Here is a 21,458-nt window from a genome sequence, read left to right as displayed (position 1 = left end):
ATTTGGGGGATACAATGGAAATCAAACAACTAAAATACTTTATAGAAGTCGCAAAAAGAGAGCATTTATCAGAAGCTGCACTTGAATTAGAAATCGCACAATCTGCAATAAGTCGTCAAATTACGCAACTCGAAAAAGAATTACAAGTTAAATTATTTAATAGAGAAGGCCGCAATATTTATCTTACCGATGAAGGGAAGCAATTATTTTCAGAAGCAACTAAAATTATAGATCAATTCGACGAAACTGTCCGTCTATTTCATAAACAATCAGAATCCAATCATTTTATTATTCGTATCGGTTATGTTGAAAGTTATATCTCACAAGTACTCACGCTATTAATACAATCTTTTGAAAATCAGAGCGATTCAATTGTCGAACCTATTCTAATGGAAGAAAGTGAAATTTTAAATGCTTTAACCACTGATCAAATCGATATTGCATTTACCGATTTATCAAATGACATCAAACAAAATCGCGAACTAAAAGTAAATGCTTTGTTCGAGGAAAACTACCACGTCTACGCCCCTAAAGACGCACCAATTACTATGGCAACTCACCCGCCTCTAGTACAGTTCTCAGACAAAATAATTTACGAACTTTATCCGTTACCTCCGCATATCAAGCAAATATTAGCCAATATTGTAGTAAAACCAATACGTACCATTACCCATCCACAACTCGCACAATACATTTTAAATAAAGAGCGTGGATATATTATCGCAGCTTCCTATCACCTACTAGAGAAGAACCCTGATAAATGGGTGGACATCTCTCTCGGACATACAGAGCTAAAACGCACAATTTGTAGTGTGATGCGCCAAGATAATCGTAAAAACGACATTCGCTTAATACTTTCAATGATCGATCAATTGTTGAGTCGTAGTACAACGTATCACTAATTCAAAATTCATACGCAAACCTATAAATCGTTGAATTCAACATATGAGACGCGTATAATCGCATTGTCTATAAAGAGAGGATTGAATTAGAGCGATGCCAATCAAAACACTAATCAAACGCCCTTTCAATTGGGTATTATTGTTGTTTTGCATCATATTTATTGGGTTGTTTATTTTCACATTTGTAAACGCTAAGTTTTACGATACACCTATTGGTCAAATTACAAATATTGAAAATAAATCTACATCTAAAACCACAGATGACCATCATAATAAAGATATAAAACATACAGAAACATTGAAACTTACAATTTTAAACGGAAAATTTGAAGGTCAAACTGCAACGATTCCACATGAATATTATGAATCTCAAGCAGATAGTGAAAAATTTTCTAAAAATAATAAAGTCTTACTACATATCGATAAACATCCAAATGACGCATATATATTAGAGAAAAAGCGTGATAGCCTCGTAGTAGCCGTGACAGGTTTATTTTTATTAACGGTACTTCTTGTAGGCAGGAAAATCGGACTTCAATCCATTTTATCTTTGGCAATTAACACAGCCGTCGTCATTCTAGCGATTTATATTTATAACCAATTCCATATTATGACTTTATTCAGTCTAATGAGTATCGGAGTTATCATATCTACTACATTAACCTTATTGCTAGTTACGGGTTGGCAATGGCGCACACTCATTACTATTGTTAGTACCTTGCTTGGTACATTTATATGCGTTGGGTTAACACAATTAGTAATTCAAATGACTGGTGGCGAAGGATTAAAATTTGAAACGATGAGTTTCTTAACATTACCACCTAAAGAAGTCTTTCTCGCATCGGTAATGATTGGGTCACTTGGTGCAGTAATGGATGTCGCCATTACAATTGCAAGCGGGATGACTGAAATCCTACGTCGAACACCTCATATTAGTATGACGCGTTGGGCACTTGCCGGACGAAATATTGGCCAAGATATTATGGGGACGATGACCAACATTTTACTCTTCTCTTATTTATCTGGAAGCTTACCGATGTTACTTATTTATTTAAAAAATGCAAATACCATTACCTACACAATCTCTATGAATTGGTCATTAGAAATTTCCCGGGCAATTACAGGCGGTATTGGTATCGTCTTAACAATTCCTATTACAATATTATTGATGCAAGTATGGTTCAAAATGCGAGGTGCTAAACAATGAGTGCAATAACAATTTTAGGTATTATACTGTTCATACTCATGCTTATTTTTGGTGGTAAAAAAGGGCTCATCTCTTATCTGACATTATTCTTAAACTTTGTCATCCTATTAATAAGCTTGATTATCATTATGTTTGGCGCACCGGTTTATCTTGTAACCTTAATTTTTTGTATCGTTATCGCAGCGTGTAATCTATTTGTACTTAATAGTTATAATACCAAGACACAGGCAGCTTTTTACGCAACGATTCTAACAACAGTCATCTTGATTGCAGCCATCTACTTTTCTGTATCTATCGGTAACCTACAAGGTTTCACAACTGAGCAACAAGATGAAACGTACATTTTCTCTATGAATATCGGTATAGACATGGTTAAATTCATGGTCTTCACCATAGTCCTTGCAGTCATAGCTGCTGTCATTGATTTAGCTATTACAATTAGTTCACCCATGTATGAATTAAGTGAGACCAACCCTGATTTAACTCAAAAAGAACTATTTTATTCAGGAATGCGTGTAGGCAGAGAAATCTTAGCCACATCAGCTAATACAATTTATCTCGCTTATTTTGGAGGCCAACTCACATTATTTTTCTGGTTTTTCAAATTAAATTATTCCTTTGCTCATATCATTAATTCTAAAATATTCGCTCAAGAATTTATCTCTATTTTATTAGGCGGTATTGCGATTGCGATAAGCATCCCTATTACGGCTTGGCTGTCCTCGCTATTAATCAAAAAGGAACAAAAAATGAAATTACCTATAAAGCATACGTATAAATAAACAAAACCACTCATCTTGTATTAAATATTAGATGAGTGGTTTTGACTTATTTTTTCTTCAATCCATTAAGGCAGCTTATTAAATTTATTTAACTCTCCACTGAAATAAGCACGTTCTCCATGAACAACATAATCCAATCCATTTACTTCTTCGACTTTGTCTGTGCCTAAAGCACTAAATAATGTTATTCCTTTTGCAATTAAAAACGTTAAGCAACCGCTAAAAACAACTGTTACAAAAACTGCAATCAATTGTGCCCAAACAGTTTGTAAATTGCCACCAAAAAGTAATCCATTTACTATTTCGTCATTCACTTTATGAGATTGAAAGACACCTGTTAAAATTGCACCGATAATACCACCGATACCATGTATACCAAAAGCATCCAATGCATCATTATATTTTAGTTTCACTTTAATATAATTAATTGCAAAATAACAACTAACGCCACCAATCAATGCAATCGCTATTGCACTCATATAGTCTACAAATCCGGCAGAAGGCGTAATTGCTACTAAACCGGCTAACATTCCTGATAACATACCAATCAAACTTGTTGTTTTTTTCATAATGTACTCTATAAGCAACCATCCCAACGAACCTGCACTTGCTGCTAAAACAGTATTTACAAAAGAAGTCATAGCAATATCATTGAATGTTAATGCGCTTCCCACGTTAAACCCATACCAACCAACCCATACTAATATGCCACCTACTAGCGTAATAATAAGATTATGAGGTGGTCGTTTATCAAAATTTTTCCCTGCACCTATCATCAAGGCCAATACTAGTCCTGATACTCCTGATGTAATATGAACTACTGTACCCCCTGCATAATCTATCGCACCTAATTTATGAATCCAGCCACCTCCCCATACCCAATGTGCAACTGGACTGTAAACTAAAAGAACCCATAAAAATACAAAAATTAAATAGGGTATAAACTTCATTTTTTCTGCAATTGATCCTGACAAAATCGATACAGCAATGGTACAAAACATTAATTGAAACAGCATAAAAAGCGCTATAGGAATATGCGTAGCAATATCATCTTGTGTATTAAAGCCAACTTGTTTTAACCCCAAGTATGTAAAGTCTCCTATAATAGTATTTCCTGGACCAAAGCTTAAGCTAAAGCCTAAAATAACCCACGCGAATGTCACGACAACAATCGCAGACATACTTTGCATAACTGTATTCAACACATTTTTAGATTGTACAAGCCCACCATAAAACAAACTCAACCCTGGCGTCATTAACCATACAAGTAACGTACACAAAAATAAAAATAAAGTATCATTCATATTCATCTAAATCACTCCTTTGATCAAAATCATACCCCCGGTCAAAATGAATAGCAAAAATGCGTCATATAAATTAACATTGTATGTTAACTTACATGACGCATTTTTAAGTTGATTATATTTGTTGCTGTAAGATATAAACAGGTCTACCTTCTAATAAGGTTTCACCTACTTCGTTATAATGACACTGTCGATATAATTTTTGAGCTACTTCATTATTATCATTGACCGCCAGGCAAATTTCATCGATATTAGGAAAGTGGCGATGTATATATTCTGGCAACGCTTGAATAATTTGTTTTCCATAACCACGTCCTCGATAATGTGCATCTACACTAAAAGACCTAAAAAACATTGCATTTTTATTTAATGAATAAGGCGCTACACCTGCACCTTCATGCAGTGTAAAAAAACCTATACATTGTTGCTCGTCGTTATATACGAGTACAGGATGACGTTCCGAGTCGCGTTGCGCAAGTTCAATATTCACTTTTGGCGTTTTAGTAAATTGATGGTCTCCTGACGTAATTGTGATTTTTTCAATATCTGAAACAAGTTCTGCACTATATGGAATCATAAATATATTTTCTAATTGTTCATTTATCCAAGTCACTACTGCAGGTGCGATTTTATTGAACTCTAGCTTATGAATCCATTTTACATCTGTAATTTCTTGGTCAGTTGCAACATTAGACCAATCTATTTGTTCTGTTGTATAAAAACAATTCAGTTCTGTCTGCTCATTGTGCTGTGGATAAGCATCTCCAATAACTGTGTCCATATAAATGAGCGAGTTTTCCGATACATCAACTTGCAGTTCCTCTTTCAACTCTCTCTGTAATGCTTGCTTATAAGTTTCATCACCATCTATTTTACCGCCTGGAAAATAATATTTCTCTCTATCTCTAGCTTGTACTAGTAGTAATTCGTCATTTTCTTCAACAACTAAACAAACACATTTAATCATAACTACGCACTCCAAACGTATTTCAATTTTTTATTTATACGGAAATAATCGTACCATTTTCAAACTAACTGCGCTTATGTTATCATATTTTATTATTCGAGAACATCTCATTTAGAGCAACATCACAGTGTGGAACATAACAATCAACTCATAAAATGTTATAATATTGAACAATATATTCACTTTCAAAATGGAGGATACAATAAAAATGGCTAAAAAACCAAGCATTAATCGCATTTCTAATACAATCAATTTTGTAGGTATTGCCGTAGAAGGTTTCAACTGGTACGCCTATCAATCAAAAAACAAAAAATTACTTTACGCTAGCATGGCAATCACAAGTGCAGGTGCGGTACTCGATTTTTATACAGCATTAAAATCACCGCGTAAATTCGTTAAAGTTTTTTCAACTTTCACAGTAGCTAGCACATTATTCACGACTGCTAAACGTGTACAATCTATACGTAAAGAAGCATAATCTCTCATTTTCTTTATTAACACCTTTTCACAACTAATTACTATAAAATCAATCTGCCAACAGGGACACGCGCTCTGTTGGCAATTTTTTTAAAAAACAACATAAAAATGCTTCTAACGTATTCGTTTTAAAATACATCAGAAGCACTTTTCAAATTAGTGAATATATTTATATGAACTTACTTGTGATGCAGGAATCGTTCTGTAAGTTACAATACCTGGTGATGCACCGTAATTCATTTCTGAAATAGTAATACTACCGTTAGAATTAACAGATTCTACGAATGCAACATGACCATAATAACCTTGATCAGATTGTAAAATAGATCCCACTGTTGCCTTATGGTCAACTGTATAACCATCAGCTGCCGCGCCAGTATCCCAACTATTAGCATTCCACCAATATGTACTAATGCCTTTACCAATTTGTGCACGTTTGTTAAATACGTGCCATGTGCATTGGCCCCAGTCATACAAATTGGAATGATTAAATATCGGTGTGTTATAACCTGTAGACCCTGATGAACCTGATCCACCAGTTGAAGCTGTCCCTGAAACTTTCAACTTCTGTCCTGGATAAATATTAGTATTTGATAAACCATTTAAACTCATGATTTTTTGGTAAGTCGTGCCATATCTTGCAGCGATTGCTGATAAAGAATCGCCTGATTTTACTGTATATGTCGTTGTACTACCACTGCTCGTCCCACCTGATGAACTTGAACCACCAGTTGAAGCTGTTCCCGATACCTTCAACTTCTGTCCTGGATAAATGTTAGTATTTGATAAATTATTTAAGTTCATGATTTTTTGGTAAGTCGTACCGTGTTTAGCAGCGATACCTGATAACGTGTCTCCAGATTTTACTGTATATGTTGATCCTGATGATGTATTCGTTGATGTACTTGTTGAACCAGAAACTTTCAATGTTTGGTTAGGAAAAATAACGTTAGACGTCAAATTATTCAACGATTTCAATTTTGAAATTGAAATATCATATTTATTTGCTATTGACCACAGAGAGTCCCCGCTCTTAACTTTATAAGTTGTTGCAGCATCAGCATTTACTGAAGTTACAGCCGCTATCGCGCTTGTCCCTATTACAGTTGCAATTATTTTTTTACGCACTTATGTAAACCTCCCAATATTTCTTTTTACATTTTATCATTCATTGCTCACTATATTATTATACAGCTTAAAGTTGGGCGTGAGTATATTATTTGTATGACATTCATATTACAAACAAGAACTACTCGTAATATAAACGCCTTCATAATTCTCAATTCATTTAATGCTGTTCAAATGTTTGAATCCGAATATCGTCTATCCCAAAGTAATCACTTAGTAAAGCTTGATAATTGTTTTGGGTTACTGGAATTTTTTGAACTTCTCCATTTTTTGATATCGTTAAATGTGCATTAGATAATGTAACTCTGCCGTATGTTTTGGCTTTACTAACCAATAATTTTTGAACAAAAATAGAGTCTGAATGATGCTGATTAAATTCAATTCCCGCTGCAAAATCTTTGATCGTTTTAGATATATCAATTGCTCTATATTGTGTTTCCCAATCATCTGTTTTATACTTTTGCATTTCAATCGTATCCGCATCAATATGTATCACTTGAAATGTACCATTTACATCGCTCACTTCATTTTGATTCTTAATAAGTGGCATCGCTTTTTTAGGTACATCCGCATAACCAACATCGATCAGATATTTATGCTGATTTAAACGTACAATCAAAGCCATATGAGACCCTTCCATTGCCCATCCTTCACCTGTATTAATAGTTGCAGAAATCATATAAACGTCAAAACCTTTTTCCTTTAAAAAGCTATGAAACAATCTATTTTGTTCATAACAAAAACCACCTCTATGCGCTCGAATGATTTTATGAAGCATCGTTTCATCATCTAGTGCGATGGGTTGCTTATTTTGAACATTAATATTTTCAAACGGCACATGTAGTATATATTGGTGAATATAATGATTCAACGTCTCTAAATCGACTTTATTGTAATAATCAGAATTAATATTTAAGTACGTTTCCAATCGTTTAAAGTTTGTCATTTACCGTTACCCCTTCTAACACGATAGTCTATTGTTTATACAATACTATTTTAGCCGACTTAATCTACTTCAGACAAACAGACTGTTTTGTGGAAAGCGTCATGTAATTTGTGTCTCCACCTTAAAATGTTGTAGTTTCATAAATACTTAGTATTCACATGCTGCTTTCATATCATAGGTGTTATGATAATTTGTATAAATCATTTTAATATTGACATGAGGGAAATATACCGATACTGTGTATATTCAATACCATTTTTCAATTTACTTAGCATATATAGTATGATTTTTAAAAAAAGTGCTTTACGAATGGCTCAACAGCCCTATGTAGCACTGTGATTTTAAATTCATAACTATTTTACACTTCTATGCAGGTTACATTAAAAAACGGATTAAATATTTTTAGTGAACAAAACATTTGATTATTTTAAATTTTCAGAGTATTCATACAATATAGACTTATTAATGGAGGTAATTTTTTGACTAAAGAAACAGAACATACAGAAGAGAAAAAAGATTTGCGTATCCGCAGCAAAGTCATTAGTGAAGGTGTAAGTCGTACACCTAACCGTTCCTATCTACGTGCACTTGGCTTTGAAGATGAAGATTTTAAAAAACCGATGATTGGTGTAGCAAGTACATGGAGTGAAGTAACACCATGTAACATGCACATTGATGGTTTAGCGCGTGCATCTAAACAAGGCATTAGTGAAGCTGGTGCCTCACCACTTATTTTCAACACCATCACTGTCTCTGACGGTATTTCCATGGGTACAGATGGCATGCGTTTCTCACTACCAAGTCGTGAAGTTATTGCTGATTCAATCGAATCTGTAGTAAGCGCCGAGAATTTAGATGGCGTTGTGGCAATCGGTGGCTGTGATAAGAATATGCCTGGTTGTATGATCGGCATTGCACGTCTTAACTTACCTGCTGTTTTCGTATTTGGTGGCACGATTATGCCTGGTAAATTAGATGGCAAAGATTTAGATGCCGTTTCAGCATTTGAAGGCGTAGGTCAGTACAATAATGGAGAAATCGACAAAGAAGCATTACATAAAGTAGAATGTGCAGCATGTCCTGGCGCAGGCGCTTGTGGTGGTATGTTCACTGCAAATACTATGTCTTCAGCTATAGAAGCGATGGGCATGAGTTTACCTGGAAGTGCCTCTCATCCAGCTGTATCGACAAACAAAATGAAAGATAGTAGAGCTGCCGGAAAAGCAGTTTATAAATTATTAGAACAAGATATTTATCCTAAAGACATCATGACAAAAGAAGCGTTTGAAAATGCAATCACAGTCGTTATGGCCCTAGGTGGTTCTACAAATGCTATTTTACATTTATTAGCTATTGCACATACGATTGAAGTAGATCTGACACTTGACGATTTTGAAAAAATTCGTAAACGCGTACCACACATTGCTGACTTAAGACCAAGCGGTAAATACGTTATGGCACATCTTGATGAAGCAGGTGGTATTCCTGGAGTAATGAAATTACTTTATGACAATGGCTTAATCCATGGCGACTGCTTAACAGTAACTGGTAAAACTGTTGCCGAAAACTTAGAAAACGAACCTGGCTTAACTGATAATAAAGAAATTATTAACTTTGATAAGCCTAAACATGCAACTGGACCACTTGTTATCTTAAAAGGTAATCTTGCACCAGAAGGCGCAGTTGCTAAAATTTCAGGATTAAGTGTAACTTATATTAAAGGACCTGCACGTGTATTCGATTCTGAATCTAAAGCGACAAAAGCGATTCTTAATGACGATATTAAACCTGGCGACGTCGTAGTTATCCGTTATGCTGGCCCTAAAGGTGCACCTGGCATGCCTGAAATGTTATCCGCATCATCTATTTTAGTAGGTAAAGGATTAGGCGAATCTGTTGCTTTAGTCACAGATGGCCGCTTCTCAGGTGGTTCACATGGTCTAGTAATCGGACATGCTGCTCCTGAATCAATGGTAGGTGGACCAATGGCCTTACTAGAAGAAAACGACACAGTTACAATCGATGCTGAAAATCTTGAAATAAGCTTTGATGTATCAGATGAAGAACTTGAACGTCGTAGTCAGCAATGGCAGGCGCCACCATCAAAAGCTACACGAGGCACACTCGCAAAATATGCTAAACTCGTGTCTTCTGCTTCTAAAGGCGCTATCACAGACTAATATATTAAAACGTTTCTATCCATTTTAACTAAAGCATTATCATAATGAACATTTATCCTGTTCTCTATGGTAATGCTTTTTATTTTCGGATATTTTAAAAAAAGAATCGTGAAAAACACTTTTGCATGCGTTGTCGTTTTATTTTTCAAATTATTCACACTTACGAATAATTTGTTACTATTTAAGAAATTATAAACAAAATTAAGCGCAATTATATTAAAGTGAAGATAACAAAACAAAGCGAGGTGAGTTATATGAGCTTTATCATTGATATCATCAAAAAAATTATCGGTTTATTCACTGGCAAATAACTTCTAAAATTGCTTTAAGGGCCTGATATTTAATTAAATATCAGGCCCTTATTGGTAGTGTTAACTGAGTCATATTAAATTTTTATATGAATTGCACTACAAAAATCAAAATAATTACTACAGGTAAAATAAATTTAATTAAGTAATACCAAGGTATAAATAATCTGAGTTTATCTTTACCAAAATGTGCTTTCAAATCATTTTTATCTAATAATTGACCAACAACTAGTGTTGTTCCTAATGCTCCCAGTGGCATTAATATATTCGAAACTAAAAAGTCCATATTATCAAAAATAGTACCTGCGGCAAATTGTATATGACCTAAACTTCCAAACGATAGTGTTGCTGGAATACTGATTGCGAACACTAATATACTTACATAAAATGCAACTGGTTTACGTTTTGCATTATCATTTTTTGTGAAGTTCGAAACGTTCAATTCTAATAGTGAAATTGAAGAAGTAAGTGCTGCAAATAAGAATAAGATTAAAAAGATTAGGTAAAATCCTTGTCCATATGCCATTTGATCAAATACTTTTGGTAATACTTTAAATAGTAACCCAGGCCCTTCTGTTGGGCTGTAGCCGAATGCTGAAATTGCAGGAAATATAGCTAAACCTGCCAAAATTGAAACCAGTATATTCATTGCTACAATAGAAATCGCCGAAGTCTTAATCGTCATCTCTTTTGAAGCATAACTTGCGTACGTAATCATGCCCGTCGTCCCTAATGATAATGTGAAGAAGGATTGCCCAAGTGCAAATAAGACACCCTCCATAGAAATTTCTTCTAGACGTGGTTGTAAAATATATTTTAAACCTTCAAATGACCCTTCAAGTGTTAACGATTTGATAACAATAACAATTAAAAAGATAAATAATAGTGGCATCATAAACTTAGAGGCTTTTTCTAAACCTTCTTCAACGCCCATCATCACAATAAACATCGTTAACAATATAAAGATGCCTTGCCCAGTAATCGTTAAGAAAGGATTACTAATAATAGATTCAAACTGTATATTTCCTAATTGACCACCATTAAGGGTTAATATTTGAAGCGCAACATTAAATATATAGATGATAATCCAACCGCCTATCACACTATAAAACCCAAATAGTATGAATACTGCTAAATTACCGTTCCATCCGATAACGTTCAGCCATTTTTTCTTTGTTAACTTTTCATAAATTACAGTTGTATAAGTCTTCCCCATCTTACCAACAGTAAATTCCATCATTAATAAGGGCAGTCCGACAACTATCGTAAATATTAAAAACATTAATAAAAATGCGCCCCCGCCATATATACCAGCCATATATGGAAATTTCCACATTGCTCCTAGTCCTATAGCAGATCCCGCACTTGCTAAAATGAAGCCCGTCGACGACTTCCATTGTGATTGTTTACTCATAATTTTACATCCTTTGTGTTTTAGAAAACTTCATTGCGTTAAAGCGTTTTAGTAACATAGCAATTACTATAACATTTTTCAGTGATTGTCTCAATATAAATTTCATTGAATAGTGCGCACTATGTAACCTAAGACAAAACATGAAAGCGTTCTGTTACATTGAACATTTTATGACGTTTATAAAACACAATACTTTTAATATTGAAAATTATCTGACATCTTATTGAATTAACAAGTAATATATGTTAAAGTTGCTTGTGTTTTGTGCAAGTAAATTTCCTTTAAATCGAGGTATTAGAAATGAACAGACTCATCTTAATTTCTGGTCTAATGTTATTCTCATTTTTCTTTGGAGCAGGAAATTTAATATTTCCACCTATGTTAGGTTATACAGCTCAAGAAAATATGTGGGTTGCTATGACTGGATTCGCTATAACAGGCATCTTATTGCCTTATCTTACAGTAATCGTCGTTGCTTATATGAATGGCGGCGTTGAAAGTATCGGGAACAAAGTCCACCCTATTTTCGGGACAATCTTTGCGATCTTCATTTATTTATCTATCGGGGCATTATATGGTATCCCACGTGCTGCAAATGTTGCGTACGAAATTGGAACAAATCATGTTTTACCAGTACATAACCATTTTACATTAATCGTATTTTCAGTCATATTTTTCCTAATTGTTTATTTTATCGCATTATATCCAAATCGTATTATAGATAATTTAGGTAAATATCTGACGCCAATTTTAATACTTATTATAGCTATTTTATGTATCCTAGTAATCATAAATCCAGAAGGTTCAATTGGCCAAGCAAGTGGTGATTATGCACAAACTCCACTCGTATCAGGTATTTTAGAGGGGTACTTTACAATGGATCTTGTGGCTGCGCTAGCCTTTTCTGTTGTGATTGTGCAAAGCTTCAAAATGAATGGCATCACCGATCAAAAAACACTCGTTAAAAACGTAATTAAAGCTGGTTTGATCTCTGCTATTTTATTATTAGTCATTTATTTTGCACTGGCTTATGTAGGTGCTACAACCACTCAAGCTGGCTTTAAAGATGGCACTGGCATCTTAACATTTAATTCGTTACGTGTATTCGGTTCATTCGGCAATCTGTTATTTGGGGTCATCGTTATATTAGCTTGCTTAACTACTTGTGTTGGATTAGTAAACGCATGTGCGGCCTTTGCGATGAAAAAATTACCGAAAATATCATATAAAATTTTCGTACTTATCTTTTCATTATTGGGCTTTTTAGTTTCAACGTTAGGTTTAGAACTGATATTACAAATTGCAGTACCGTTGTTAACGTTTATATATCCAACATCTATTGTATTGGTGCTTATTTCATTAGTAAGTATTTTCATTCCATTTGAAATGAAATTTGCGTTTATCATTCCTACTATCGTGACTTTAATTATTTCGGTGTTACAGATACTCAATGATTTCAAATTATTCCAACCACTGAATGCGTTATATCAAGTGTTACCACTCTCTGATATTCAATTAAGTTGGCTCATACCCTTTATAGTCTTACTTATCATTGGATTAATAATAGATTTTTTCTTAAAAAACAAACCAGCAAAATCGTTATAAATTTGATTTCGTTGTCTAGACTTTCCTTATTTCACTGTATAATGGCTTGTCATAAGTAGTTTTGCTAAAATGGATATTATGCAAAGAAATTTATTTTAGTTATATTTTTAAAAGGGGATGAGATGTTACATGGATAATTTCAATGAATTTTTACAAACTATAGATAATGATAAACACAAAAAAACAATGACTGAGATTTTTAATTGGATTTCAGAAACATTTTCTAATCTTGAGACAACCATAAAATGGAACCAGCCTATGTTCACAGATCACGGTACTTTTATTCTCGGCTTTAGTAAAGCAAAACAGCAATTTTCAATTGCACCTGAAGCGAAATGCATGACTGAATTTAGCGAACGTATCGATGCCGCTGGTTACTCACAAACGAACAATTTATTTCGAATAAAATGGACTCAAGAGGTCGATTACACATTGTTAAAAGACATGATTCAATTCAACATCGATGATAAAGCTGATTGCTCTACATTTTGGAGAACTTAACATTTATTTCATAGTCAAAGATATAAAATAATGGTTTCTACTATATTTCAGTAGAAACCATTATTTTAATTATCTGAAAGCTTATATCTCAAACATTTCTCATGCTTAAAAGTTAATAATCTTCGAAAAATGCAATCACATCTTGTTCTACTTCTATATGGCCTTCACCATAAGTCATTAAATGTTTGCATGGCGCATAACCTTGCACTTCTTTTTGTTCATGCGTAATATGATCATAGATATAGCGCGCACTCGTTTCATAAGCATCATCGTCTTGTTCACCATATTTGATAGTAATGGGAGCAGTGATTCGGTCTAATTTTGACATCACATCTTCAACTACGATTTGAAACTGATTAAGTCCTGCTCCATAACGCTCAATATTTTTAATTTGTTGTGCTACCTCCGATTGTTCTAAACCAACCAACTCTCCCATACGTTGACCATAATAGGTCAATCTACCTGAGAGACCAGCATCACTTTTTCTATATGGTGTAGACATAATAGCTATTGCATCTATAGGTTGATGCTCTGCCAATTTGAGTGATAATATACCACCTAATGAGATACCGCAGACACCAATACTTGAATACCCTTTATCCTGTAAAAATTGATAACCATCTAATACATCTTGCCACCAATCTTCAATATCATAGTCCATCAACGTGTCTAACATTAAACCATGACCTTTGTATGCGGGAACATAACATGTGAAACCCGCTTTATGTAATTTAGTAGCTAATAATTTTACATCTCTTACCGTACCCGTGAATGAATGTAATAATAATATAGCCCGTTCCGCTTCATTATTCTCCAAAAATATTGGGTTTGGTGCCTTAACATTTATCATCTTTTGTCACTCCAAAATTTAGATTCACCATTTATTGTAATTCAAATTCATAATGCGTACAAAGCATATAAACTATCACTCTTTTTAAAAATAAATATCCCCTTCAAAATCCAACACGCTTACGTGTTAATTTTGAAGGGGATATTTTAATGAATTATTAACATTTATAACTTCTCTTAGTTTTTAGTTATTCGTTCATGTTAAAGAATTGTAATTCATATATTGATTTTTCATCATACGCATTAAAAGTATCAATTTTACCGTTTAAATGTATTTCTTGTGTTTTTCTACTTACATTATGCTTGTAAGTTATCCTCACATTTAAATCAGATTCATAACCATTATTCTTAATTGTGCTTTCAATTTCTGAATAAACGTCTTTATTAATCGGTAACAAATAACCTTCTTTACTAGGTAAAATATTAACATATTTTGTTTGTAAGATGTCTTGATTACCAAGATAGATTTCGATTTTTATATTTTTAGCAGCACCGCCACCTAAGTTATATAATTTCAAAAAGTCTTGGTCTTCATCACTATCAATAGCAGTATTTCTTAAGTTTAATTCATCATGGTCTCTAGTAATCAGTATTTGATTAAAACCGAGCGCCGGTAAAAAACTGATTTTCATTTGGTACAGTTGCACACTGACTGAGATAAAGTAAAACAGTGCCATTATAAATGTACCAAGTGAGCCAATCGCTGAAATAATATTTATCATAATTGTAAACCTCCGTTATTCTATTTAAGAGGCAGGATTTGCATTGTAACATATTTTACACTCAAAAAAAATAACGAGCCACCAAAAGGCAGCTCGTAACTAAGAGGAAGTCTGTTAACATGCCCAAGGGCATGTTACAGACCTGCCTCTAGTTATCATGCCCGTGGGCACGAACAATTATTGTACAATGAACTTTTACTTTTTACAACCCAACATATATTTTTAATTTTATAAATGTTTTATAGCATTTACAATTGTATGATAATATTATATTTATAAAATATGATTTAATATCAATAGGAGTTGTCGTATGTATAATTCTAATCAAAGAGTCACCTCATTTTTAAAAATCACCACATTTTCTACTCTATGTTTTTTTACTTTTTACTTTTTTCTAACTTTATCCCCTAAAGCAATTTATGCCGATGATTTATACACGTCAATGACTGAACTTATGGAGGACACTGAAGAAGGTAGCGACTGGGAGCTCAACTATAACAACAACCAAAGCAACGCACTTATTGCAGCAATACATGGCGGTAATATCGAACCTGGAACTACTGAAGTAGCAAAACTAACTGCTACTAAAGGGGCTTATAATTACTATAGCTTCCAAGGCATTCGTTCAACAAACAACGCAAATTTACATGTAACTTCAGTTAACTTTGATGAACCTATAATAGAAGATATGCAACAACAAGTATCAAATTCCGTCATGATTCATGGTGCAAATGGCGAAGCGCCTATCGTTTATATTGGTGGCAAAGATGATGCTTTAAAAGCGTCTATTGAAGAACAATTAGAGCTTAAAGAATTTGATGTACAAACATCACCTAGTCATTTAGAAGGTGAAGCTGATGAAAATATTGCCAATAAAAATAATCAAGGTGCAGGTGTACAGTTAGAATTAACGACTGGACTACGACAATCCTTCTTTAACAACCAAGATCTAACCATGAATTCTAGGCAAGATCAAAGTAATTGGAGCTTTGCAATGTATGACTTTGCTCAAGCAATACAAACAGCAATACATGAACACGAATAATTTTTATTGAAAATGCTACTTTAAGCTAACATAAAAACGCAGTCGCTTTTTTAACTCAAACGACTGCGTTTTTTATCATTTATTTTCCGAATTTTATTACGTCTCATCTTCAACCACTTTATTTTTAGCGGCTGGATAGCCAAAAATAAAGATTAAAATCGACATAATGATTAATGCAACAATACCTGAATTCCAACTTCCAGTCGCATCATATAGATAACCAATTAGGAATGGTCCAATTGCAGCAATTAAATAACCGACAGATTGTCCAAACCCTGAGAGAGAAATACTACCCTCACTTGTATGTGCACGAATCGAGAAGAATGTCATACACAAACTGAAACATGCGCCCATCGCTAAACCTGCAATCACAATACCGATGATTAGCAACACGAGCGATTGTGTAAAGAACAGACTAAATCCGATTAAGAATAATACTGTAATAATCACGACTAAAATGCGTTGGTCTTTCAACTTAGAAGCAACAATCGGAAATATAAAAGTCATAGGAACTTGAGAGAATTGATTTAACATTAATAGATAGCCTGCTGTGGTTGGTTCTAACCCTCTATCTATGAGAATTGAAGGCACCCATGCCACCATCGTATAGAACACCATCGACTGAAATCCCATCGTCAATGCGACCATCCACGCTAATTTAGACTTTACAACATTCACTTTTTTAGAAGGCTCTAGTTTCGATTGGTCCACTGTCTCTTGCTCCAATTTGGCGCCAGTACGCGCTTTGGGTATCCACAGTAATAAAGCAATGACACCAAAGATAATCCAAAATGATAAGGACAATCTGAATCCTATAGGTGACATTTCAGATAAGGGGAAGCTTAGTCCCCCACCTAAACCCGCCGTGAAATTCATCGTTCCGCTATAAATACCTGTTGCTAATCCAATTTGCATTGGAAAATACCATTTAACATAACTTGGCAAGACGACATTTCCAAATGCAATCGCAATACCCAACAATAACGTTCCTATAATAAACAGATTAAAATCACCAGCGATACGTAAAAGCAGCGCAATAATCAATAATATCGTAGAATAAAATATCGTGCGCGACATCGTTAAGCGTGACGTAACTTTAGATACGAGTGGCGATACAATCGCAAAGATAATCAGTGGTATCGTAGTCAAAATACCCGCTACACTATTACCAATTTCCATCACCTGTTTAATCTCTTCGACTACAGGACCTACAGAAGTAAGTGGTGCTCTTAAGGTAGAAGCAATAAAAACAATAGCTATAATGACGCCCCAATGCTCATTAATTCTGTGTGTACGATAAAGTTCAGACATCTTATACCACCTTTCTACAATAAATTAATTTTAAAGTTTTATATATTCCATATCATTCAATTTACCTAATTAATAAAAAATATTATAGTGACCTATTTATACTATTGCTAATTACGTTACTACAATACTGAATAAATTTAAAGATGCTAAATTTTTAATTGCAAAACTACTTTTGTAAAATTGATACATACATGAGAAACTAATCTATAAGATACATGGAGTAATGATATGATTTCAAATTAAAAAAACTACAATAAAGGTTGATATCAATGACGGAAATTTGTTTTATCAGACACGGAGAAACAGATTGGAATACAGCAGGGAAATTACAAGGTCGTACAGACGTACCTTTAAACCATACAGGCATTAAACAAGCAGAAGCATGCAGCCAATTTCTAAATCATTCAGAATGGGATATTATCATCACGAGCCCATTAGCGAGAGCAAAAAAGACAGCTGAAATTATTCAGCAACAACTTAATATACCTTTAATAGAAATGGAGGCATTTATTGAAATTTCATTCGGTGATGCTGAGGGATTATCAACAGAAGAACGTACAGCGTTATATCCCGATCGACTTTACCCAAACAAAGAACAAGCACACCTCGTAACAAATCGCTTTCTTAATGGGATAAATTCACTTATAGAACAATACAAAGATCAAAAAATCCTAATTGTTTCTCATGGCGCATTTATTAAAGCAGTATTTTCTTACTATTCTAATGGAGAAATTAGCACTGATTCGCCGAGATTGTCTAATGGCAGTCTAAGTACACTTAAACTAACGAACGAGCAAGCCACAATTTTAAATTATAATGAAGCGGCACACTTACCATCGCATTCTTCACTAGGGAAAAAGTAACGGTCATTTTATAATTATTATGAATAATGTAGCTTGAAAATGAATTTTATATCTTTAACGGTTAATTATAACTTTTTGTTATGATTAACCGTTTTTTTGTTATACAGCTCTATGACAATACTTTAGAGCAGTAAGTAGATTGAATAAATAGAGCGTTTTAAAAATAATCAGAAGAAACTTTGTAAAATGTGAACTCTATCTAAAAAGAAAACGTATATTTATTGAGTGAAATTAAAAAAGGGGGCTAGTTGTGTAAGCTTATTTGGGATTTAATTTGGTAGATAAAATCTCATAAGAATTAAGGTTAGACAACATGAATTACTTTAAAATTTTAAAATAGGGGTGAAGCATTATGAATAAAAAATTATTAGTATTATCATCAACAGTCGCAGCTACAGGATTTTTAGTAGGAGCAGGAAATGGCGTAATTGGAAATAACACTGCACATGCAGATACAATGAATCCTCAAGAAAATAACATGAACAACAATATGCAACAACAAGCCATGCCAATGGAAAACGATATGGCTATGGATCAAGACATGAACAACATGCAAGGCAATATGAATAACAACGATATGGCTATGGATCAAGGCATGAACGACATGCAAGGTAATATGAATCACAACGATATGGCCATGGATCAAGGCATGAACGACATGCAAGGCAATATGAATCACAACGATATGGCCATGGATCAAGGCATGAACGACATGCAAGGTAATATGAATCACAACGATATGGCCATGAATCAAGGCATGAACGACATGCAAGGTAATATGATGAAGGGTAACATGGAAGAAGCTATGATGCCATATTATAATTACACAGGCTACACAACATATGATGGCCATTTTACTCAAGATTATGATTTTGTAAGAGCATTAAAATACGATAATGTAATGATTGACGGATACAAAGTTAACACTGCAACAAACGATAAAGATGTAGCTACAAGCAAAAAAGTGAATGACACAATGGTTGATATGAATAAAGATGGTCAAGTCGTTAATATCACTTTTGATACTAAAGCAGATACAGTAAGCAAAGCAATGTTCAAAAAAGCACATATGTCTAACCACATGTCTGACGAAGGACAAACAGAAAACGGCTCATATATAACTTATGAAACAAATCATGGTATGTATACAGCACACTTCGACGAACAAGGCTTTTTAATGAAAGTGATGATAAGTTAATAAGCAATAACAAAAAGGACCTGATTATAGGTCCTTTTTTGTGCTTTATATAATAAATTATAATGTGGTTATATTAATAATTACGAAATGATAGCAGTTTATAAGACCGACTCCAATGGAAAAAACACTCACCAAAGACTACAAGGTGAGGATGTGCCCATAGAAAGTGTACGCAACAACACAGCCAATTCAGTTAAATAACATCCATTTGTAGTATTTCCTCTATATATGATTGGTCATCGTGTTCATACTTACTCCCTTTAAAGTTCTGTGGTTCATTAATGCCAGTAAGTAGGATAACCTCATTATTGCTATCTGTGGCATATAGCAGCTCTCGTATACCTTCTTTTCTCGAACATCCATTTAAAACAACACGCTTTTTATAACAATCAGGTAAATGTTGATTCATAAATTTGATGATAAGTTTAGGATCTACATACCCTACTTGCTCTGCAGCCAACATCAACTTATGCACCCCATCAGGAAGCTCATCGACAGTCAAAGCAATTTTATCAAAACCTCTTAAGCCTATACCAGTAATCATCGTATTTAATTTTTTACCTATACTGTCTGTATAGTCTAAAGCATTGTTTACTGATTCTCTAACTGCTAAAGCTGTATGCGCAAAATCTAAAATAATCGTATATGCACCTATATTAATAATTTGAAAACGATGTAAAGGTGAACCAATTACATGAGCTGCTTGAATAATGTCTTCAATATCAAAACCTATTTTATGCAATGCAAACATACTCGTCGCTAAATTAATGTAGTTATGGCCGCCCTGAAAAGTAGGATGAACACGATACTTTACTCCATCGATGACAATATCAATATAATTATTTTTCGCATGATATTGATAATATGTTTCTTCTTGATTTGAAAAATATAAATTATCTTTTGCTATGGTTCTATATTCAAGCGTGTCCCAATTCACTAAATTCACCTTACTTAAATCATTCAATTTTAACTTAGCATTTAAATATTTTTCCATTGTGCCATGATATTCAAGATGTTCCGGACTAAAGTTAGTAAATACTGCTAACTCATTTTGAATGAAGTCTATGCGCCTTTGTTCTAAAGCAATAGAGGTTGCTTCATAAACAATATAATCATAATTTTCACGATAAAAATAATCTATGATTTCTCCCATTTCAAAATACATCGGCGTCGTTTGCGTCGTATGGTTAAATTTCATTTTGTTATAATGACTATCGAACACGCCCATCGTACCAATGATAGCTACTTTTTTACCTAACTGTGTTAATAAATTCCCAATCATATGACAGGTTGTTGTTTTACCGTTTGTGCCCGTCACTGCAATAAAATTTAAAGCGTCAATGGCGCCTCCATAGTATAACTTCACTAATTGATTAGCCACTTCAGGAAAATCATTGATATAAATAACGGGCATATTAAATTCGAAATCTTTAAATGTAGACGGAGACGCATCTGTAATCATTATCAATGGTTTCATTTCATTTGCACGTTCCGCATAATAAACCGTATTGTCCGAACGCTTCAACATAAATATTGTATCTTGCTGAATATCTTGATACATTGACGTAATTTTTTTACAGGTCTTATCTGGCTTCACTTTTACGCTTAATGAACGCTTAACTATATTTTCTCCAATTGTTAATAATATGTCTTCAACAGTTATTTTCATTATATTCACCCAACATTTATCGTTTATTTTATAATACTTAAATATGCATATTAAAAAAGTAATTATAAAGTATACGTATA

General features: G+C 33.8%; 19 protein-coding genes. 10 read left to right on the top strand and 9 right to left on the bottom strand.

Annotation, left to right across the window (positions count from 1 at the left end):
• Positions 1-14: 14 nt before the first annotated feature.
• From gltC to AST02_RS06835, 3 genes are all read left to right on the top strand, one after another.
• Complete coding sequence (gltC, locus tag AST02_RS06845) at positions 15-902, top strand: glutamate biosynthesis transcriptional regulator GltC (protein ID WP_069816766.1); 888 nt, start codon at positions 15-17, stop codon at positions 900-902.
• A gap of 94 nt (positions 903-996) precedes the next feature.
• Positions 997-2,109, top strand: a complete 1,113-nt coding sequence (locus AST02_RS06840; protein ID WP_069816764.1) for a YibE/F family protein — start codon at positions 997-999, stop codon at positions 2,107-2,109.
• Entirely contained in the window at positions 2,106-2,891 is a 786-nt protein-coding gene (locus AST02_RS06835; protein WP_069816762.1) for a YibE/F family protein, read from the top strand. Before AST02_RS06840 ends, AST02_RS06835 begins: the two co-directional genes overlap by 4 nt.
• 65 nt (positions 2,892-2,956) lie before the next feature.
• On the opposite strand, the gene AST02_RS06830 is transcribed toward AST02_RS06835, so the two are convergent.
• Positions 2,957-4,201: an ammonium transporter gene (locus tag AST02_RS06830; protein WP_069816760.1), complete on the bottom strand. Its 1,245-nt coding sequence runs from the start codon at positions 4,199-4,201 to the stop codon at positions 2,957-2,959.
• Between the two features lie 109 nt (positions 4,202-4,310).
• Positions 4,311-5,162 carry a GNAT family N-acetyltransferase gene (locus AST02_RS06825; protein ID WP_069816758.1) on the bottom strand — a complete coding sequence of 284 codons (852 nt, stop codon included), beginning with the start codon at positions 5,160-5,162 and terminating at the stop codon, positions 4,311-4,313.
• A gap of 208 nt (positions 5,163-5,370) precedes the next feature.
• Here AST02_RS06825 and AST02_RS06820 point away from each other — a divergent pair, with 208 nt between their 5' ends.
• Positions 5,371-5,640: a hypothetical protein gene (locus tag AST02_RS06820; protein ID WP_069816756.1), complete on the top strand. Its 270-nt coding sequence runs from the start codon at positions 5,371-5,373 to the stop codon at positions 5,638-5,640.
• Between the two features lie 155 nt (positions 5,641-5,795).
• On the opposite strand, the gene AST02_RS06815 is transcribed toward AST02_RS06820, so the two are convergent.
• Positions 5,796-6,767, bottom strand: coding sequence for a LysM peptidoglycan-binding domain-containing protein (locus AST02_RS06815; RefSeq protein ID WP_069816754.1), 972 nt, complete (start codon positions 6,765-6,767; stop codon positions 5,796-5,798).
• A gap of 160 nt (positions 6,768-6,927) precedes the next feature.
• Positions 6,928-7,713, bottom strand: coding sequence for an arylamine N-acetyltransferase family protein (locus AST02_RS06810; RefSeq protein WP_069816752.1), 786 nt, complete (start codon positions 7,711-7,713; stop codon positions 6,928-6,930).
• 479 nt (positions 7,714-8,192) lie between these two features.
• On the opposite strand from AST02_RS06810, the gene ilvD reads away from it, so the two are divergent.
• The gene (ilvD, locus tag AST02_RS06805) at positions 8,193-9,893 is read left to right on the top strand and encodes a dihydroxy-acid dehydratase (protein WP_069816750.1); all 1,701 of its coding nucleotides are present in this window, start codon (positions 8,193-8,195) and stop codon (positions 9,891-9,893) included.
• A gap of 393 nt (positions 9,894-10,286) precedes the next feature.
• On the opposite strand, the gene AST02_RS06800 is transcribed toward ilvD, so the two are convergent.
• The gene (locus AST02_RS06800) at positions 10,287-11,618 is read right to left on the bottom strand and encodes a sodium-dependent transporter (RefSeq protein WP_176723018.1); all 1,332 of its coding nucleotides are present in this window, start codon (positions 11,616-11,618) and stop codon (positions 10,287-10,289) included.
• 297 nt (positions 11,619-11,915) lie between these two features.
• Between AST02_RS06800 and brnQ the strand changes: the two genes are divergently transcribed.
• On the top strand, positions 11,916-13,220 hold the full coding sequence (brnQ, locus tag AST02_RS06795; RefSeq protein WP_069816746.1) for a branched-chain amino acid transport system II carrier protein: 1,305 nt from the start codon (positions 11,916-11,918) through the stop codon (positions 13,218-13,220).
• Between the two features lie 129 nt (positions 13,221-13,349).
• Positions 13,350-13,721 carry an iron chaperone gene (locus AST02_RS06790; protein ID WP_069816744.1) on the top strand — a complete coding sequence of 124 codons (372 nt, stop codon included), beginning with the start codon at positions 13,350-13,352 and terminating at the stop codon, positions 13,719-13,721.
• A gap of 112 nt (positions 13,722-13,833) precedes the next feature.
• On the opposite strand, the gene AST02_RS06785 is transcribed toward AST02_RS06790, so the two are convergent.
• On the bottom strand, positions 13,834-14,571 hold the full coding sequence (locus tag AST02_RS06785) for an alpha/beta hydrolase (protein ID WP_069816742.1): 738 nt from the start codon (positions 14,569-14,571) through the stop codon (positions 13,834-13,836).
• Between the two features lie 187 nt (positions 14,572-14,758).
• Positions 14,759-15,292, bottom strand: a complete 534-nt coding sequence (locus AST02_RS06780) for a hypothetical protein (protein ID WP_069816739.1) — start codon at positions 15,290-15,292, stop codon at positions 14,759-14,761.
• 442 nt (positions 15,293-15,734) lie between these two features.
• Here AST02_RS06780 and AST02_RS06775 point away from each other — a divergent pair, with 442 nt between their 5' ends.
• A complete protein-coding gene (locus AST02_RS06775) occupies positions 15,735-16,337 on the top strand; it encodes a poly-gamma-glutamate hydrolase family protein (RefSeq protein WP_256092388.1) in 603 nt (200 codons plus the stop codon).
• 96 nt (positions 16,338-16,433) lie between these two features.
• Here AST02_RS06775 and AST02_RS06770 read toward each other — a convergent pair whose 3' ends face one another.
• Entirely contained in the window at positions 16,434-17,648 is a 1,215-nt protein-coding gene (locus tag AST02_RS06770) for a CynX/NimT family MFS transporter (RefSeq protein ID WP_069816735.1), read from the bottom strand.
• A gap of 269 nt (positions 17,649-17,917) precedes the next feature.
• On the opposite strand from AST02_RS06770, the gene AST02_RS06765 reads away from it, so the two are divergent.
• Complete coding sequence (locus AST02_RS06765) at positions 17,918-18,511, top strand: histidine phosphatase family protein (protein ID WP_069816733.1); 594 nt, start codon at positions 17,918-17,920, stop codon at positions 18,509-18,511.
• 352 nt (positions 18,512-18,863) lie between these two features.
• Complete coding sequence (gene isaB, locus AST02_RS06760) at positions 18,864-19,709, top strand: immunodominant staphylococcal antigen IsaB family protein (protein ID WP_069816731.1); 846 nt, start codon at positions 18,864-18,866, stop codon at positions 19,707-19,709.
• A 193-nt stretch (positions 19,710-19,902) separates the two neighbouring features.
• On the opposite strand, the gene AST02_RS06755 is transcribed toward isaB, so the two are convergent.
• Positions 19,903-21,378, bottom strand: a complete 1,476-nt coding sequence (locus tag AST02_RS06755) for a Mur ligase family protein (RefSeq protein ID WP_069816729.1) — start codon at positions 21,376-21,378, stop codon at positions 19,903-19,905.
• Positions 21,379-21,458 lie beyond the last annotated feature (80 nt).

The sequence above is a fragment of the Staphylococcus equorum genome (assembly GCF_001747895.1).
Taxonomy (GTDB): Bacteria; Bacillota; Bacilli; order Staphylococcales; family Staphylococcaceae; genus Staphylococcus; species Staphylococcus equorum_A.
Note: the sequence above shows the minus strand (reverse complement) of the source record. Positions and strands in the feature narration are given on the sequence as shown.

Bases quoted from the DNA above. Each gene is read 5' to 3' on its own strand.
- gltC (WP_069816766.1), top strand. From the start codon at position 15: ATGGAAATCAAACAACTAAAATACTTTATAGAAGTCGCAAAAAGAGAG.
- AST02_RS06840 (WP_069816764.1), top strand. From the start codon at position 997: ATGCCAATCAAAACACTAATCAAACGCCCTTTCAATTGGGTATTATTG.
- AST02_RS06835 (WP_069816762.1), top strand. From the start codon at position 2,106: ATGAGTGCAATAACAATTTTAGGTATTATACTGTTCATACTCATGCTT.
- AST02_RS06830 (WP_069816760.1), bottom strand. From the start codon at position 4,201: ATGAATATGAATGATACTTTATTTTTATTTTTGTGTACGTTACTTGTA.
- AST02_RS06825 (WP_069816758.1), bottom strand. From the start codon at position 5,162: ATGATTAAATGTGTTTGTTTAGTTGTTGAAGAAAATGACGAATTACTA.
- AST02_RS06820 (WP_069816756.1), top strand. From the start codon at position 5,371: ATGGCTAAAAAACCAAGCATTAATCGCATTTCTAATACAATCAATTTT.
- AST02_RS06810 (WP_069816752.1), bottom strand. From the start codon at position 7,713: ATGACAAACTTTAAACGATTGGAAACGTACTTAAATATTAATTCTGAT.
- brnQ (WP_069816746.1), top strand. From the start codon at position 11,916: ATGAACAGACTCATCTTAATTTCTGGTCTAATGTTATTCTCATTTTTC.
- AST02_RS06790 (WP_069816744.1), top strand. From the start codon at position 13,350: ATGGATAATTTCAATGAATTTTTACAAACTATAGATAATGATAAACAC.
- AST02_RS06785 (WP_069816742.1), bottom strand. From the start codon at position 14,571: ATGATAAATGTTAAGGCACCAAACCCAATATTTTTGGAGAATAATGAA.
- AST02_RS06780 (WP_069816739.1), bottom strand. From the start codon at position 15,292: ATGATAAATATTATTTCAGCGATTGGCTCACTTGGTACATTTATAATG.
- AST02_RS06775 (WP_256092388.1), top strand. From the start codon at position 15,735: ATGACTGAACTTATGGAGGACACTGAAGAAGGTAGCGACTGGGAGCTC.
- AST02_RS06770 (WP_069816735.1), bottom strand. From the start codon at position 17,648: ATGTCTGAACTTTATCGTACACACAGAATTAATGAGCATTGGGGCGTC.
- AST02_RS06765 (WP_069816733.1), top strand. From the start codon at position 17,918: ATGACGGAAATTTGTTTTATCAGACACGGAGAAACAGATTGGAATACA.
- isaB (WP_069816731.1), top strand. From the start codon at position 18,864: ATGAATAAAAAATTATTAGTATTATCATCAACAGTCGCAGCTACAGGA.
- AST02_RS06755 (WP_069816729.1), bottom strand. From the start codon at position 21,378: ATGAAAATAACTGTTGAAGACATATTATTAACAATTGGAGAAAATATA.